This window comes from Salinibacterium sp. ZJ70, from assembly GCF_011751865.2.
GTDB lineage: Bacteria > Actinomycetota > Actinomycetes > Actinomycetales > Microbacteriaceae > Homoserinibacter.
This window is the reverse complement of the sequence record NZ_CP061770.1, coordinates 368,255-384,485: the sequence shown is the minus strand read 5'-3', so window position 1 is coordinate 384,485 and position 16,231 is coordinate 368,255. Positions and strand designations below refer to the sequence as shown.

Genomic DNA, 16,231 nt, shown 5'->3' with positions numbered 1-16,231 from the left:
CATTCGGGGGGTCAGGGGGGTCAGAAGCCCGCGATGAAGCTGCTCACCACGCGGTCGACGGCGGCGAGATCCGATTCGTCGATCGCCTGGATCGCGACGTAGATCAGGTAGCTCCCGTCGTCCGCGAGCGCGGCGATCACGATGTAGTCGGACTTCGTGGAGCCGCAGTCGGTGTAGTACTCGTACTCGCCCGTGTGGTACCCGTCGGTGAACGGCTGGGGGCCGGCGGACGTGCACCCATCGGCGGTGACGCTGGTGCGAGTGGCGTCGAGCAGGTTGTGGATGTCGGTGCTCGCGTGCGCCGTCGCCGATGCCATGAGGTTCACACCCGCGACCGTCCATCCGGACTGGTACGCCGCGACATCCGTGCTCGCGACGATCTGCGACCACTCGTCCCCGTTCTCGTCGGTGAACGGCGCCAGCGCGTGGTCGCGCCACGCGGCCGGCACCTGCACCGAGAGGTTGCCGTTCGCGTCGACGACATCGATGAAGTCGCCACTCGACTGGCTGCCCCCGCCTCCCGTGCCGCCGATGACGGGCACGGCGGTCAGCTCGTCGCCGTTGACCTGACCACGGAAGTACGCCTCCTCGGACGGACGGTAGAGCTCGAGGTCGAGCGCCGCTTCCGTGCCGTGGGTGCGCAGCACGTCGCAGTATTCGCGCATGGTGCCGTCGGTGCCGACGCTCACCCCCTGCATGCGGGTGATCAGGTCACCGGGCTCGATCCCCGCCTGGTCGGCGGCGGATCCGGCGGCGACCGATGAGACCCAGACGCCGAGCCCGCCGTCCTCGCCGGTGACCCCCATGCCGTTGATGCCGAGGCTCATCACGCTCTCGCCCGCGATGAGCTGCTCGATGACGTCCTGCACCTCATCGCGGTGGATCGCGAAGTTGTAGTCGTAGGTCGTCTCGCCGGCGTAGTTGACGCCCACGACGCGGCCGGATCCGTCGACGAGCGGCCCGCCCGAGTTGCCGGGGCGGATCTTCGCATCGTGCTCGATGATCGAGTCGATCGACGCCCACGAGGTGTCGCCTTCGATGTCGGCCTTCGACACGATCCCGCGGGTCATGGTGAAGTCGGGGTCGCCGAGCGGGAAGCCCGCGGCGTAGACATCGGCGCCGGTGGCGATCTCTCCCTCATGCCAGTCGAGGTAGGGGTAGCTGCCCTTCTCGAGCTGCACGACGGCGATGTCGAGGCACTCGGATGCGCCGAGCACGCGGGCGTCGAGTGTGTCGCTCTGGTCGCCCCCGCGCCACACGTCGAGCGTGCCCGCGCCGACCACGACGTGGTTGTTGGTGATCGCGAGCCCATCGGCCGAGATGATGAAGCCCGACCCGCGACCGGCGGACTCGTAGCCACCCTGTTCGGGATCGACGAACGTGCCTCGGGCCTCGAGCTGGATGACGGCGCTCTGCACGGCGTCGAAGCCGACGCTGCCGGAGGGGGCGTCCGCCTGGGGTACGAGCGCACACGAGGTGAGGCTCGCGGCGATGGCGGCGGTCGCGCCCACGGCGAGCGCGCGACGCAGGGTGGTGGTGTTCACGGTGATCTCTTCCTGGAGTGGGGGATGTCTGGGTCGCACCGGCCATGCCGATGCGCATCTGCTCCATGAGAGTGGCCGCGCAGCGGTCCCGCGCTCCAGGGACGGGCGACTCGACCCGATCCCGAGTTGTCCCGTCGTGCACGGGACGCGGCTCGGGTCAGCGCACCTCAGAGACCGTCGCGCACCGCGACCGCGAGATCCGGGTGATCGGCGAACACGCCGTCGAGCCCCGTCGCGAAGACGGCCTCGAACTCCTGTCGCCACCGGCCCCACGCCGCCTGCCCCGCGTCCGTGCGGTTCTCCTCCACGAGGAACCGATTCTCGGGGCGCAGGGTCCAGGTGTAGACCTCGAGCCCCGCACGATGCGCGCGCTCCACGAGCTCCACACCCGCCCGAACGTCCGGCTTCAGGAGTCGCGACTTGTCGACGCTGATGCCGTCGACACGGCCCGCGAGCTCCATCAGTCCCATGTCGTCGAGCTGCGTGCTGTAGTCGGGAGCGGATGCGCCGTAGCGCGCGATGAGATCAGGGGCCGCACCCTTCGCTTCGAGCAGGTACACGAATCGGGCGTCGACGCCGCGCTCGCGGATCTCACCGAGCACCGTCTCCTCGAAGCTCTCCACGACGAGCGGTCCGTCGAAGCCGCGCAGCGTGTCCGCGATGAGCTCGCCGAGCGGCAGGCCGATCGAGTCGAAGTAGGTCGCGTGCTTCACCTCGGCGACCAGGCCGAGGGGGCGGCGGTGGCGCTCGGATGCGTCGGCGATGAGGTCGAGCAGATCGTCGAGGCGCATGATCGGATACCGACTGTCGAACGTCACCGAATGCGGGCGGGTCTTCGGCAGCCGCTCCCGTGACCGCAGCGTCGCGAGCTCATCCCACGTGAAGTCCTCCGTGAACCAGCCGGTGAGGCTCTGGCCGTCGATGCGCTTCGTCGTGCGACGGTCGGCGAACTCGGGACGCTGGGCCACATCGGTCGTCCCCGAGATCTCGTTCTCGTGGCGCAGCACGAGCACCCCGTCGCGCGTCGCGACGATGTCGGGCTCCACCGCGTCAGCACCCAGCGCAAAGGCGAGCTCATACGCGGCGCGCGAATGCTCAGGGCGGTAGCCGCTCGCCCCGCGGTGCCCGATGACCCAGGGTCGACGCTCCACACTCACCCCACCACGATAGAACCTCTGCGCTGGGCGATACGCTGGCGCGGATGACTTCGCGAGCCCGACCGACGTCCGCCTTCAGGGAGCCGTCGTCGCTGATCCCCCTGCGGTGGGGAGACCCGGCGACCCGCTTGTGGGCGGCTGGCTGGCTCACCATCGGCGGCGGAGCCGTGATCGCGGGGTCGAACGATGTCGCCCTGTGGGCGCTTGCGATGGGTGCCGCCGCGCACGCCGTCGGGTGGTGGGTCGCGCCGTCTGCCGGCTGGCGTCGACTCGTCGCCCTCCCGCTGTCGATGCTCGGCTCGTTCCTGCTCCTCGCGGGCCCGCGCTTCACGTTCGTGCTCGCGATCCCGTACCTCTGCTGGCTGCTCGTGCGGCACCGCCCCGCGATCACGACGCTCACGGTTATCCCGGTGATCGCCGTCGCGGTCATCACGGGCGGCATGTTCGAGCATGACTACTCGCGGATGCTGCCCGCGGTCGCCGCCGTGTTCGCGACGATGGTGCTCTGCGCGTGGCTCGCAGGCCTTATGGCGCGGCTCATCGGAGAACGCCGCGCCCGTCTCGAGTGAGGGTCGTCAGAGGGTCGCGTACGAGGCGAGCCTCCGGCGCTCGAGCTCGGCGACGAGCGCGTCGAGATCCTCCCGCGGCGGCGTGAAGAGGCCCGCGAGTCCCGAGCCGACGAGCGCGAACGGCAACTCCACCGCCGCACCGTGCGTTCCGTCCAGCAGCGCGACGCTGATGCCATCTGCAGCTCGCCCCCAGCGCGTCACGTGCGTCACGCGGATTCCGGCGACGGCTTCCCACGGCACGCGTCCGAGACGCAGCGGGTGCTCTGCGGACCCTGCCCACAGCTCGACGCCCGTGTCATCGGCGAGGAGAGTGAGGCCGAACGGCACGAACGGCGGGCGGGTGCGCAGCGTGCGCAGCGCCTGCCGGAGGCCGGCGACACGGGTGCTGCGGATCACCAGCGCCCCCGGGCGCACCGCGGCGAGGTTCGCCGCGCGATGCCCGGCGCGCGTCGCCCACAGCACGAGTCCCCCGAACGCACCGAGCGCCGCGGCGGAGACGGTTGCCGCCAGCACCAGGAAATCGAGCGTCGCTGTCGCCGACGGACCACCCCGGTAGGCGAACAGCGCCGCGAGCGCGAGGGTCGTCACGAAGGCGATGAACAGCGGTGTCGGCGATGAGGTTCCCGCATCGTCGATGAGGGCGCGCGCGCGATCGCGGACCCGGTTCACCTGCATGCCTGAAGCGTAGGGCGCTGCCCTCGGGGCGGGCAGTCCCCTGATCGGGGGCGCGTCACTCGCCGCGGGGTCGCCGGCTCTGATCCAGTGCCTCGGCGTCCGCCGCTGGGGCGTCGGCGCCCCCGGCAGAGGCTTCGTCGCTCGCAGGAGGCAGCTCCGCGCCGATCGCGATCGCATGCCGGCCCGCGGGAATCAGCGCGGCGATCGCCACCACGACGAACGTCAGGATTCCGGCGCCGATGAGCACCCACTGCACCGGCACCACATCCGCAAGCGGCCCGAACACCACCATGCCCACCGGCATCGCCGTCGCCATCACGACGCCCACGAACCCGAACACGCGTCCCTGGTACTCCGGGTCGACGCGCTCCTGCAGGAGCGTCGTCGACGGGGTCGAGAAGAACGGAACAGCGAGGCCCACGAGCAGCATGAAGCCGAAGAACAGCCACATGTCGGTCGAGAGGCCGAGCGCGAGCGTCAGCGCACCGAACAGCACCGACGATCCGAGGATCATGTGGACGCGGTTCTTGAGCCCACCCCAGACGGCGATCAGGATCCCGCCGGCGAGCATGCCCACGCTGAACGCGAGCTCGTTGACCGTGAGCTTCCAGACCTCGTCGCCGAACTCGCGCACCACCATGAGGGGCGTGAGCATCGACGGCGCGACCGTCAGCACGAACACAGCGGCGAACACCACCATGATCCAGCGCACGAAGCGGTGGCTGAACGTGTACCGCACGCCCTTCGCCAGATCCGTGAAGTACCCCGACGTGATCTCGGTGCGCACCGTCGGCACCGCGATCAGCAGCAGGAATCCGATGCCGATGATCGCCGTCGCGGCATCGACCCAGAAGATCGCGATGATCGACGCCGACGCGTAGATCGCGGCGGCCGCCGCCGGTGCGATGAGCATCATGGCCGACTGGATCGACTGGAAGATGCCGTTGATGCGCAGCAGCTGATCCGTGGGCACGAGCTGCGGGATGAGCGCCATCACCGCAGGGCTCTGGATGCCGGCTCCCGTCGAGCGGATCGCGAGCGTCAGGAAGATGAGCCACAGCTCCGTGTAGCCCGACATCATGAACAGCGCGAGCGCGACCGTCGTCACCGCGATCGCCGCATCCGCACCCACGATGAGCCACTTGCGGTTGAGACGGTCCGCCCACACACCGCCGAAGATCGACACGATCGCCTGCGGCAGCATGCCGAACACCACGGACAGCGTCAGCACGAGGCCCGACTTCGTCTCGAGAGTCAGGTGCCACATGATCGCGTACTGCACGAGCATCGACCCGAACAGCGAGACGGTCTGACCAGTCAGGAAGATGGTCGTGTCGCGCTTCCAGGCCCGGGGGGTGGTGGTGTCGTTCACCGGTCGAGTCTCCCACCGACCTCCGACGCGCGCCTCCCCCTCACGGCGGAGACTCAGGGGGGCGAGGGTACCCGCTCATGCCAGCGCGGTGGTCGGCGCCGCCCACTCGAACGTGGAGCAGGAGTGGGGCGGATGCTGGTCGCGCGACGCTGGCATCGGGTCTGGCGGGAGCGCCCGAAGGGCGCGGGGGCATGCGGCGCGCGATCAGTTTCCGCCCCGCGACCAGAGAAGTGGCTCGCAGGAACGACGAAGGGCGAGGCCATCGGCCTCGCCCTTCTGTGCGGCCGGCGGGCGAGACGCCCGCCGGAGTGAGCCGGTTATCGGCTCACTCCCACTCGATGGTCCCCGGCGGCTTCGACGTGACGTCGAGCACCACGCGGTTCACATCCGCCACCTCGTTGGTGATGCGGTTGGAGACGCGGGCCAGGAAGTCGTACGGAAGGCGCGTCCAGTCGGCGGTCATGGCGTCTTCGCTCGAGACGGGGCGCAGCACGATGGGGTGACCGTAGGTGCGGCCGTCGCCCTGCACGCCCACCGAGCGCACATCCGCGAGCAGCACGACGGGGCACTGCCAGATCTCGGCGTCGAGACCCGCGGCGGTGAGCTCTTCGCGCACGATGAGGTCGGCGGCGCGGAGGGTTTCGAGGCGCTCCTCGGTGACCTCGCCGATGATGCGGATGCCGAGGCCGGGGCCGGGGAAGGGGTGGCGGGCGACGATCGCCTCGGGAAGGCCCAGTTCGCGGCCGATGGCGCGCACCTCGTCCTTGAAGAGGGTGCGCAGCGGCTCGACGAGCTCGAACTGCAGGTCTTCGGGCAGGCCGCCCACGTTGTGGTGCGACTTGATGTTGGCGGTGCCGGTGCCGCCGCCCGACTCCACGACATCCGGGTACAGGGTTCCCTGCACGAGGAAGCGGATGGGGTCGCCTTCGGCGGCGAATTCGGCGATGAGCTCGGCCTGCGCCTGCTCGAAGGTGCGGATGAATTCGCGGCCGATGATCTTGCGCTTGGTCTCGGGGTCGGTGACGCCGGCGAGCGCGGCGAGGAAGCGCTCGCGCGCGTCCACGGTGACGAGGCGGATGCCGGTGGCCTCCACGTAGTCCTTCTCGACCTGCTCGCGCTCGCCCGCGCGCAGCAGGCCGTGGTCGACGAAGACGCACACGAGCTGGTCGCCGACGGCCTTGTGCACGAGCGCGGCTGCGACGGCCGAATCGACGCCGCCGGAGAGGCCGCAGATGACACGGCCGGAGCCGATCTGGTTCTGGATGCGCTCCACCTGCTCGGCGATGACGTTGCCGGAGTTCCAGTCGGCGGGGATGCCGGCGGCACGGTGCAGGAAGTTCTCGAGCACGGCCTGGCCGTGCACCGAGTGCTTCACCTCGGGGTGCCACTGCACGCCGTAGAGCTTGCGCTCGTCGTTGGCGAACGCGGCGACGGGGGTGACGTCGCTCGAGGCGAGCACCGTGAAGCCCTCGGGCGCCTTGATGACGGAGTCGCCGTGGCTCATCCACGCGATCTGGGTGGTGGGCTGGTCGGTGAGCAGCGATCCGCGTTCGGCGACGCGCACCTCGGTGGCACCGTACTCACGCGAGCCGGTCTTGGCGACCTCGCCGCCGAGCTGCTGCGCCATCACCTGGAAGCCGTAGCAGATGCCGAAGGTGGGGATGCCGAGCTCGAGGATGCCGGTGTCGAGCGAGGGCGAGCCCTCCTCGTAGACGCTCGACGGGCCACCGGAGAGGACGATGCCGATCGGGTTCTTCGCGGCGAGCTCATCGGCGCTGATCGTGTGGGGCACGATCTCGCTGTAGACGCCAGCCTCGCGCACGCGTCGGGCGATCAGCTGCGCGTACTGGGCGCCGAAGTCGACGACCAGCACGGGGCGCTGCGCGGTGGATTCGCTCACGCGGGAACCTCCTCGGCGGCCTTCGCCGCCAGTGTGTTGTCGATGCGCCCGTTGATGTACCGGGGCACGTAGAACTCGAAGTAGAACGACAGGAACGGCACGACACCGGCGAGGCCGATCAGCAGGAACTGCATGAACGAGTACCGCGCGAGGCGCCACATCACGAAGTCGCATGCCAGGTAGAGCACGTAGAACCATCCGTGGGCGGCGAGGATCACGATCGAGAGGTTGATCGCCGTGATCTGGCCGATCGGCGTCAGCGCGAGGAACCCGAAGGGGCCGCCGAGCTCGATATCCACGTGGAACCCGTAGCGCAGCACCATCATGACGACGAGCAGCAGCAGGAACACGCCGGTGATGGCGGCGGAGACGCGGTAGACCTTCAGTGCGGTCCGCAGGCGCGGGATATCGGCGAGACGGGGTCCGGAGGGCATGGCCTCTAGTCTACGGAACGCGGCTGAGCGCTCGCCCCGCCCGCATCGGCGGCGGCCTCCTGCTCGGCCTCCCATTCGTCGCGCACGACGCGGTACCAGAGGTAGACCGCGAATCCGGCGAAGATGACCCACTCGGCCGCGTAGAAGACGTTCAGCCAGTTGAGGCTCGCGTCGCGCAGGGGCGGCGGCGCGTGGATGGCGTCGAGGCCGCCGAGCGGCTTCTCGAGCACGACGTACCCCGCGTAGGGGCTGCTCGGCTCCGCCCAGAGGTTCACGAGTTCGCCGACCGAGAGCGCTCGACGCTCCCCCGCCTCGACGTCGTTGAGCTCAGGCGATTCGCTCGGCAGGTAGCGCCCGGCGAGTTCGAGCGTCTTCCCCGTCTCGACGCGGGCTGCCGCGGCGAGCGCCTGCTGGGCATCCGGCGCCCAGCCGACGCCGACGGCGAGCGAGTCGCCCGCCTCCGTGAGGAGGTGGCCGACGAGCCAGGCCCCGAGCTCTCCGTCGTTGTCTCGACCGGTGAGCACCGTGAAGTCGTCGGCGACGAACTCACCCGACACGGTGACCTTCTGGCCGATCGCGGGATCGCGCATGGGCGCGAACGGCTCGGCGACCGTCTCGAGCGGCACGTACGTCTCGGTCTCGGGCTCTTCGAGGACGACGCTGTCGAAGCTTCGCTCCAGCTGCCACTGCCCGAGGGCGGCGAAGGCCCCGGCGACCGCGAGCGAGAGCACGAGCGCAGCGATCCACTTGGGACGGCGGGCGACGCTGAAGAACTGCGCGGCTGTGGGACGCGGCGGACGGTCGTCCCGCTCGTCGGCGGTCGCTGCGGGTTCGGTCACGTCAGTACTCCGGGTCGATCTCGCGGCGGGGCCGCACGTCGTCATCCGAGAGTCGATCCGATTGGCTGCGCGCCTGCTCCGCGAGTCGCGCTTCGCGCTCGCGCTCCGGATCGAACTCCGGTTCGGTGTCCTCGATGTCGAGGTCACTGCCTCCATTGTCGACGATCGGCTCGCCCTCCATCGCCGCTTCGGCGAGCGCGAGGGCGCGTTCGCGTTCGATGTCGAGCGCGTGGGGCCCCTCGGCGACCTTCTTGCGCACCCCGAGCAGCGCCCCGATGCGCTCCGAGTTGACGGCGAGCGCGGGCCCGACGATCGCCATCACGAGCACGTAGAGCCCTGCGAACGGTGTGAGGAGCGGGTTGAGATCGCCCATCATCGCGAGCGTCGCGAGGATGAGCACGAATTCGCCGCGGCTCACGAGGATGACGGCGGTGTTGATGCCGGCCTGAGCACCGAAGCCGTTGATGCGCGCCACGATCTGCCCGGCGATCGCGTTCAGGACGAGCGTCATCGCGACGGCGATGGCCACCGGCAGCAGCACCAGCCCGAATGTCGACGGGTCGAGCGCCAGCCCGAAGTTGAGGAAGAAGAAGGCGCCGAACACGTCGCGCAGCGGTGTCGTGAAGGCTTCGATGCGCGCGCGGAAGCGGGTCGCGCCGATCGCGAGACCGATGAGGAACGCGCCGATCGCATCCGTCACGCCGATGATCTCGCCGATGCCGCCGAACATGACGGCGAGGCCGAAGATCAGGATCGTGAAGAGCTCATCGTCCTTCGTCTGGATGAGCTTCGACACCCACCTGCCGCCGAATCGCGCCACCGAGAACATCACGGCGAGGAACACGAACGCGATCGCGAGCTTCAGGACGACCGCCCAGAAGTCCGTCTCGCCCGAGAGCACGACCGACACGATCGCCAGGTACACGGCGACGAAGATGTCCTCCACGACCGTCACACCGAGGATCATCGGGGTCTCGGGGTTCGCCAGCCGCTTCAGCTCGATGAGCAGCTTCGTGACGATCGCGCTCGACGAGGTGGTCGTCATCCCGGCGATCACGAGCGCTTCGCGCGTGCCCCAGCCCACCATCATCCCGAAGGAGAAGCCCGCGATCATGTTGATCGCCACGTACGTGCCGCCCGAGATGAGCAGACGCCCGGCATTGCCGAAGAACTCGTCCTGATCGAACTCCAGCCCCAGGTTGAACAGCAGCAGGATGAGGCCGAACACCGCGATGAGCTCGACGTAGCCGGCTTCGAAGTCGAGCGGGAACCAGTCCACGTGAGGGCTCGCGAGCAGGCCGACGAGCATGTAGATGGGGATCGTCGGCACGCCGATGAGCTTGCCGAGGCGACCCAGCGCATACGCGATCACGAAGAGGACGCCGAGAACGATGAGGTTCTCGCCGAGGTGCCCCTCCATGCTCAGCCCCCGGGCGGAGCGTCAGCGCTACGCGACTTGAACTCGCCCGTCCGATAGAACTGGAACGCCTTCGCGACCTTCTCGGGTGCGCCCGCCACGACGAGCGTGTCACCGGGGAAGACGCGGAAGTCGGCGTCGGGGCCGGGGTTGGCGGAGTCGCCGCGCACGACCGCCACGACCGTCACGCCCGGGAGGCCGCGATCGGTCATGCTGCCGAGCGGCTGCCCGGCGATGTGGTGGTCGTAGTCGACCGGGAACCAGTCGATCGAGAGGCCGGGGATGGCCTCGAGGCTGCTGATCGACTCGGTGATCTGCGTGCCGCCGAGCAGCTCGGCGAGCGTGCGCGCCTCATCCTCGTCGAGACGCAGCGACACCTTGTGGTCGCCGTCCTCGGCATCCGAGAACGAGATCAGGTCGGATGCGCCGGAGCGGTGCGTGATGACACCCACCTTGCCGCCGTCGTCGGTGACGAAGGTGTGGAGCACTCCCACGCCGGGGAGTTTGACGCGGCGGACGTCGACCATGGTGAGCTCCTCATGAGGCGGTTCGGACCGCACCAGCCTAACGGCGGCGCTTCCGCCGGCGCCGGGCGGATCGGCGCGCGGCTACGATCGAGGCGTGCGACGCCGCCGCAGCTCCTCTCCCGCCTCACCGGCGGCCCGCGCCCGGTACGCCACGCGGCGCCGCAATCGCGTGGCGCGCGCCGACAACGACCTCACCCCCGCCGAGTGGCAGAGCCTGCTCGATGCCTGGGGCGGGTGCGCCTACTGCCAGTCGCCCGCGGCGGCACTGCAGCGCGACTGCATCCAGCCGATCTCCCGCGGCGGCCGCTACACGCTCGAGAACGTGGTGCCGGCCTGCGCGTCCTGCAACGCGAGCAAGCACAACGACGAGGTCACCGGGTGGCTGCGCCGCAAGAAGCTCGATGAGCGCACGTTCCTGCTGCGGCACGCCGAGATCCTGGTGTCGTTGCGCCCCTCCGACTGAGGGCCGCTGCGTCGCGGCCGTCGGTCACACTTCGCGCGCGGCGAGCCGCACCCGCTCAGCGGATGCGTCGTTCGGCTCCAGCTGGCTCGCCCTCTCCGCCACGACCCGCTCGAGGTACAGCTCGACTTCGCGCACGATCCGGGCCTCGTCCCAGCCGAGCACCTCGGCCATGAGGCGCGCCGCGACGGGCGCCGCTGACACGCCCCGGTCCCATGCCTCGATCGACATACGGGTGCGCCGGGCCAGCACATCGTCCAGGTGAAGGGCGCCCTCGTGGCTCGCCGCGTACACGACCTCGGCGGCGAGATAGTCCTCTGTCCCCGGAAGGAGCTCCCCGAGCTCGGGACGCGCCCGCACGAGCGCGAGCACGTCGCGCGCGTGCATGCCGTAGCGGTTGAGCAGGTGCGCGACCGCGGCTGGGGTGAGGCCGTAGCGGCGGGCGATGCGTCCGCGTCGGTTCCAGGCCGCGGGGTAGCCCTCCGCGCCCGTGAGGGCGATGTCCTCGGTGACCGACTCGGGCACCGGGCGTCCGAGGGCCCGCACGGCGGCATCCACGGTGTCCTTCGCCATCACCCGGTAGGTCGTCCACTTGCCGCCCGCGACCACCACGAGACCCGGCACGGGCGTCGCGACGATGTGCTCGCGGCTGAGCTTGCTGGTCTCGTCGCTCTCGCCTGCGAGCAGGGGCCGAAGCCCGGCGAACACGCCCTCCACGTCGTCGCGGGTGAGCGGCGTCGCGAGCACGGTGTTGATGTGACCGAGGATGTAGTCGATGTCGGCGGCCGTCGCGGCGGGGTGCGCGAGATCGAGCTCCCAGTCCGTGTCGGTGGTGCCGATGAGCCAGTGCCTGCCCCACGGGATGAGGAACAGCACACTCTTCTCGGTGCGCAGCAGCAGCCCGATCGTGCCCCGGATGCGGTCGCGCGGGATCACGAGGTGCACACCCTTCGACGCCCGCACGCGGAACGGACGCACACCCGCCATCTGCTGGATCTCATCCGTCCAGACGCCCGTCGCCGACAGCACCTGGCGGGCGCGGATGTCGAACTCCTCGCCGGTCTCCCGATCGAGGGCGTGGACGCCCACGACGCGCGCGCCCTCCCGCAGCAGGTCCAGCACCTTCACCCGGCTCGCGGCATGCGCGCCGTACTCGGCCGCGGTGCGCACCAGGCTCGCGACGTAGCGCGCGTCGTCGACCTGGGCGTCGTAGTACACGAGGCCGCCGCGGAAAGCATCCGGGGCGAGGTCGGGCGCCGCCTTGGCGAGCTGCTTCTTCGAGAGGTGCCGGTGATGGGGCACCCCGGGAGCCCGTCCGCCCGTCCATGAGAACAGGTCGTAGAGGGCCATGCCCGCCCCGATGTACGCCCGCTCCACCACGGGGGCGGTCACGGGGTAGAGGAATTTGACGGGTTTCACGAGGTGCGGGGCGATCCGCTGCAGCAGCAGCCCGCGTTCGATCAGCGCCTCCCGGACGAGCCCGAAGTCGAGCTGCTCCAGATAGCGGATGCCGCCGTGCACCAGCTTCGAGCTGCGGCTGCTCGTTCCTGACGACCAGTCGCGGGCCTCCACGATGCCTGTCGAGAGGCCCCGGGTCACCCCATCCAGCGCCGTCCCGGCACCGACGATGCCCCCGCCGATGACGAGCACATCGAGCTCGCGTTCACGGAGCGCCCGAAGCGCTTCGACTCGTCCATCAGGTCCGAGGCTGCCCATTCCGCCACCCTACGCTCGCGCATTCGCGGCGCACAGGGGTCGCGGCAGATCAGACGTTCTGGTACGGGGCGATGACGACCTCGACGCGCTGGAACTCCTTGAGGTCGGAGTATCCGGTGGTCGCCATCGAGCGACGCAGGGCGCCGATGAGGTTGACCTGGCCATCGGGGTGCTCCGACGGGCCGAAGAGCACCTGCTCCATCGACGCGATCGTGCCCACCTCCACGCGGTTGCCGCGCGGCAGCTCCGAGTGCACAGCCTCCGCACCCCAGTGCCATCCGGCGCCGGGAGCCTCTTCGGCACGCGCGAGCGTCGATCCGAGCATGACCGCGTCAGCGCCGCATGCGACCGCCTTCACGATGTCGCCGCTCGTGCCGAGTCCGCCGTCCGCGATGACGTGCACGTAGCGCCCGCCCGACTCGTCCAGGTAGTCGCGGCGCGCGCCGGCGACATCGGCGACCGCGGTCGCCATGGGTGCGTGGATGCCGAGGCTCGCCCGCGTCGTGCTCGCGGCGCCTCCGCCGAAGCCGACGAGCACGCCCGCAGCGCCCGTGCGCATGAGGTGCAGCGCGGCCGTGTAGGTGGCGGCGCCGCCGACGATCACGGGCACGTCGAGCTCGTAGATGAACTTCTTGAGGTTGAGGGGCTCGACCGTCTTGGAGACGTGCTCGGCGCTCACCGTGGTGCCGCGGATGACGAACAGGTCGACGCCCGCGTCGACGACGGTCTTGTAGTGCTCCTGGGTGCGCTGAGGGCTGAGGGCGCCGGCCACGGGAACGCCCGCGGCGCGCACCTCGGCGAGGCGCTCCTTGATGAGCTCGGGCTTCACCGGCTCCGCGTACAGCTGCTGCATGCGGCGGGTGGCGGTCTCAGCGGGCAGGTCGCGGATCTCGGCGAGCGCCGCCTCGGGGTTCTCGTAGCGCGTCCAGAGGCCCTCGAGGTCGAGCACACCGAGGCCACCCAGCTGCCCGATCCGGATCGCGGTCGCGGGGCTCACCACGGAGTCCATGGGTGCCGCGAGCACGGGGATGTCGAAGGTGAAGGCGTCGATCGTCCAGCTGACGCTCACGTCCTTCGGATCGCGCGTGCGCCGGCTGGGCACGATCGCGATGTCGTCGAAGGAGTACGCGCGCTTGGCGCGCTTGGCCCGGCCGATCTCGATGTCGCTCACTCACCCAGCCTACCGTCGCGCCGCGGCGCCCATCCTCGGGCTCACTGGCCGATGAGCCTCGCGATGTCGGGGACGAGCAGCAGGGGCGCTCCGATCCGGCCGCTCTGCGCGACGATCAGGTCAGCTCCGAGCGGTGCGACCGCAAGCGTGGAGCCCGGTGCTCGACTGGGGACGACCACAGCAGACCACTCGCGGCCATCGCGTGACAGCCAGACCGCGGGGCCATCGGTGCCCCCTCCCGAGTACTCCCCGGGGGCGGCGAATCCTCCCGGCACCTCGACCGGGACGCCGACGCTGTTGCCAGGATCGACCCGCAGCACTTCTGCCCAGTCGAATCCGTCCGCACTGTGGGCGAGCACGCTCCGACCCGAAACGTAGGCGGCGATCACGGCACCATCGTCGCCCGACGCACACCCGGTCGCCCAGCCCGGAGCCTCGCCCAACGGACCGATCGCGACGCGATGCCACCATCCGGTGGCATCAGGCTCCCATGCGATCGCACGCGTGGTGCGGTCGGCGGCCTCGACCCAGCCGACCGCGATCATCCCGCCGCTGGGGAGGTCACAGACGCCCGTGACCGCTGAGGCGCGGTCGTCATCTGCGAAGTCGCCCGCGACCTCGGTCCACAGACGACCGTCCGGGGACGTCACGATGATCGCTCGCGCCACCGCGCCAGGACCGACGTTCGGTCGCATCCCACCGAAGAGCGCCCATCCTCCACCCGCAGCGGCGACGCCGGGCGATGTGAAGCCGCCATGCTGAGGAAAACCGGCCCCGGAGATCCAATCCTCGCCACCCGATGCGCGGAACCAGCTGCGCGCGATCACCCCGGCATCCGTGAAGTCGAGGCCGACTCGCACCTCGTCCCCGACGGGATTCACCGCCATCACGACGCTTGTCATCTCACCGAGCTCCGAGGGCGACCACCCATGCTGTGTCGTGCCCGACGCATCGACGACAGCCGTGAAGACCTCCGAGTACGTCCGCCATGATCCGTCGCTCGTCTCGAAACGCGGCATGCGCGCGAGCGCCTCGACTCCGTCGGAACCGAGGACGAGGGAACTCACCTCCGCGATGTCCTCGCGAACGCTCAGCACCTCGAGGTCCGTCCACGTGCCGTCAACGCCGAGCGCTCCCCATCGATACGCCGATGAACCACCGACCGCCGCCAGCACCGACCCGTCAGGCCTCGGCAGCGCAAGTCCGCCCGCACCGAGGCGCGGGGTTGGAGTGGTCGTTCCTCGATGCACCCATTCGCCGCCTGGCGACCGCGTGTAGATCGCGGAGACGTCCGCGGCCGCGTCATACGCGACGGTCGCGACGTAGCCGTTGTCGACGATCGGCGCCCCGAAACCGACCGTCACCCCGTGCGGGGCCCCGAAACCTCCGTCGTCGGCGAGCGGCACCGTCTCGAGGCTCCAAGCGTGACCGTCCTCCGACCACCATGCGGCGGGAACGTTCGCGAATCCCCGATCCTCGCGATCCGCCACGGCGCCGGTCACGAGGAACCCATCCCCCACGGCGACGACTCCGGCGACGGTGGTCATGGGGTCTGCAGTGTCCAGCTCGGCGCCGGCGCTCCAGTTCGCGCCGCCATCGTCGGACACGTGGACCTTCGGCGCCGAGGGCTCGCCTTCCGGCCCCGAGCGCGCCACAAGAACCATCCTCCCCGCGGATACCGTCAATCCGGACGCGCCCAGGAGTCCTGACTCAGGCGTGGGAAGCTCGAACTTCCGCACCGCGCCGTCGGTGATCCGAAGACCGATCGCGCGCCCATCGGCGGATGTTGCGACGACATAGCCGTTCCCTGCATCCACCGCGATCCCCGACACCCATGGGTAGTCGCGCGCTAGGGCGTCATCGAGAACAACATCGCGCCAGGTGACTCGGTCAGCGGACAGGAGCAGGCGCAGTCGGCTCTCCCCGGAGTCCCACGCCTGGCCAGCGATGATGGTCACCGATGATGAGCCTGCCGCCGCGGGCCAGAACTGCCCCGCTGCGCCGGGAAGCGCACGCTCCGACAGCCCGCCGTCGTCACCCACCGTCCACACCGTCGCGACGAGCGGACCACCGGCCTCCGCGGTGGCACCCACGACGAGAGAAGGCACGTCACCATCGGACGGAAGCAGCGCCCCCAGGCTCACCGCCCGCTGGGTCGGTTGGAGCCACGCAGGGCTGTCGAGCTCCACCGCATCCACACGGACGGCGCCGCGATCCGTGCAGGCCGTGAGCGCGACGGCCGCGGCGAGCGCGACCCCGATCAACCGCAGAACGGACGGGGTGGGGCGCCGACGCGCGCTCGATCGACCACGATGCATCGCACGAGGATGCCTGCTCCGCGCCGGGCCCGAAGCCCTCGGTCGCCGATCTGTGGATAGATGCGGAAACCGTCTCGCTGTGAAGTTCCCGCGGTACGACGAAGGGGACGCCTTCCGGCATCCCCTTCGGTC

General features: G+C 70.0%; 14 protein-coding genes. 2 read left to right on the top strand and 12 right to left on the bottom strand.

Annotation, left to right across the window (positions count from 1 at the left end):
* Positions 1–20: 20 nt before the first annotated feature.
* Both HCR12_RS01850 and HCR12_RS01845 read right to left on the bottom strand, forming a co-directional pair.
* On the bottom strand, positions 21–1,544 hold the full coding sequence (locus HCR12_RS01850) for a S1C family serine protease (RefSeq protein ID WP_166868898.1): 1,524 nt from the start codon (positions 1,542–1,544) through the stop codon (positions 21–23).
* Between the two features lie 167 nt (positions 1,545–1,711).
* Positions 1,712–2,701, bottom strand: coding sequence for a glycerophosphodiester phosphodiesterase family protein (locus tag HCR12_RS01845; protein WP_166868896.1), 990 nt, complete (start codon positions 2,699–2,701; stop codon positions 1,712–1,714).
* Positions 2,702–2,745: 44 nt separating this feature from the next.
* Between HCR12_RS01845 and HCR12_RS01840 the strand changes: the two genes are divergently transcribed.
* Positions 2,746–3,270 (top strand): hypothetical protein, encoded by a 525-nt coding sequence (locus HCR12_RS01840; protein ID WP_166868893.1) that lies wholly within the window; start codon positions 2,746–2,748, stop codon positions 3,268–3,270.
* Positions 3,271–3,276: 6 nt separating this feature from the next.
* Here the strand turns inward: HCR12_RS01840 and HCR12_RS01835 are convergent, their stop codons facing one another.
* The 7 genes from HCR12_RS01835 to HCR12_RS01805 all read right to left on the bottom strand — a co-directional run bounded on the left by HCR12_RS01835 (position 3,277) and on the right by HCR12_RS01805 (position 10,434).
* On the bottom strand, positions 3,277–3,945 hold the full coding sequence (locus tag HCR12_RS01835; RefSeq protein ID WP_166868891.1) for a hypothetical protein: 669 nt from the start codon (positions 3,943–3,945) through the stop codon (positions 3,277–3,279).
* Positions 3,946–4,000: 55 nt separating this feature from the next.
* Complete coding sequence (locus HCR12_RS01830; RefSeq protein WP_166868889.1) at positions 4,001–5,317, bottom strand: MFS transporter; 1,317 nt, start codon at positions 5,315–5,317, stop codon at positions 4,001–4,003.
* A 325-nt stretch (positions 5,318–5,642) separates the two neighbouring features.
* On the bottom strand, positions 5,643–7,217 hold the full coding sequence (gene guaA, locus HCR12_RS01825) for a glutamine-hydrolyzing GMP synthase (protein WP_166868887.1): 1,575 nt from the start codon (positions 7,215–7,217) through the stop codon (positions 5,643–5,645).
* Positions 7,214–7,651, bottom strand: coding sequence for a DUF3817 domain-containing protein (locus HCR12_RS01820; RefSeq protein WP_166868885.1), 438 nt, complete (start codon positions 7,649–7,651; stop codon positions 7,214–7,216). The genes guaA and HCR12_RS01820 overlap by 4 nt, the downstream gene beginning before the upstream one ends.
* A 5-nt stretch (positions 7,652–7,656) precedes the next feature.
* On the bottom strand, positions 7,657–8,490 hold the full coding sequence (locus HCR12_RS01815; RefSeq protein ID WP_224763585.1) for an SURF1 family protein: 834 nt from the start codon (positions 8,488–8,490) through the stop codon (positions 7,657–7,659).
* Between the two features lies 1 nt (position 8,491).
* Positions 8,492–9,910, bottom strand: coding sequence for a cation:proton antiporter (locus tag HCR12_RS01810; RefSeq protein ID WP_166868880.1), 1,419 nt, complete (start codon positions 9,908–9,910; stop codon positions 8,492–8,494).
* 2 nt (positions 9,911–9,912) lie between these two features.
* Positions 9,913–10,434 carry a cation:proton antiporter regulatory subunit gene (locus tag HCR12_RS01805; RefSeq protein WP_166868878.1) on the bottom strand — a complete coding sequence of 174 codons (522 nt, stop codon included), beginning with the start codon at positions 10,432–10,434 and terminating at the stop codon, positions 9,913–9,915.
* Between the two features lie 94 nt (positions 10,435–10,528).
* Here HCR12_RS01805 and HCR12_RS01800 point away from each other — a divergent pair, with 94 nt between their 5' ends.
* Positions 10,529–10,897, top strand: a complete 369-nt coding sequence (locus HCR12_RS01800) for an HNH endonuclease (RefSeq protein WP_166868876.1) — start codon at positions 10,529–10,531, stop codon at positions 10,895–10,897.
* A gap of 24 nt (positions 10,898–10,921) precedes the next feature.
* Here HCR12_RS01800 and HCR12_RS01795 read toward each other — a convergent pair whose 3' ends face one another.
* The 3 genes from HCR12_RS01795 to HCR12_RS01785 are packed head-to-tail and all read right to left on the bottom strand — an operon-like array spanning position 10,922 to position 16,099.
* A complete protein-coding gene (locus tag HCR12_RS01795) occupies positions 10,922–12,610 on the bottom strand; it encodes a glycerol-3-phosphate dehydrogenase/oxidase (protein WP_166868874.1) in 1,689 nt (562 codons plus the stop codon).
* A 49-nt stretch (positions 12,611–12,659) separates the two neighbouring features.
* Positions 12,660–13,781: a GuaB3 family IMP dehydrogenase-related protein gene (locus HCR12_RS01790; RefSeq protein ID WP_166868872.1), complete on the bottom strand. Its 1,122-nt coding sequence runs from the start codon at positions 13,779–13,781 to the stop codon at positions 12,660–12,662.
* A 41-nt stretch (positions 13,782–13,822) separates the two neighbouring features.
* The gene (locus tag HCR12_RS01785) at positions 13,823–16,099 is read right to left on the bottom strand and encodes a hypothetical protein (protein WP_166868870.1); all 2,277 of its coding nucleotides are present in this window, start codon (positions 16,097–16,099) and stop codon (positions 13,823–13,825) included.
* Between the last annotated feature and the right edge of the window lie 132 nt (positions 16,100–16,231).

Coding starts and splice junctions, on each gene's coding strand:
- HCR12_RS01840 (WP_166868893.1), top strand. CDS start 2,746: ATGACTTCGCGAGCCCGACCGACGTCCGCCTTCAGGGAGCCGTCGTCG.
- HCR12_RS01835 (WP_166868891.1), bottom strand. CDS start 3,945: ATGCAGGTGAACCGGGTCCGCGATCGCGCGCGCGCCCTCATCGACGAT.
- HCR12_RS01820 (WP_166868885.1), bottom strand. CDS start 7,651: ATGCCCTCCGGACCCCGTCTCGCCGATATCCCGCGCCTGCGGACCGCA.
- HCR12_RS01810 (WP_166868880.1), bottom strand. CDS start 9,910: ATGGAGGGGCACCTCGGCGAGAACCTCATCGTTCTCGGCGTCCTCTTC.
- HCR12_RS01805 (WP_166868878.1), bottom strand. CDS start 10,434: ATGGTCGACGTCCGCCGCGTCAAACTCCCCGGCGTGGGAGTGCTCCAC.
- HCR12_RS01795 (WP_166868874.1), bottom strand. CDS start 12,610: ATGGGCAGCCTCGGACCTGATGGACGAGTCGAAGCGCTTCGGGCGCTC.
- HCR12_RS01785 (WP_166868870.1), bottom strand. CDS start 16,099: ATGCATCGTGGTCGATCGAGCGCGCGTCGGCGCCCCACCCCGTCCGTT.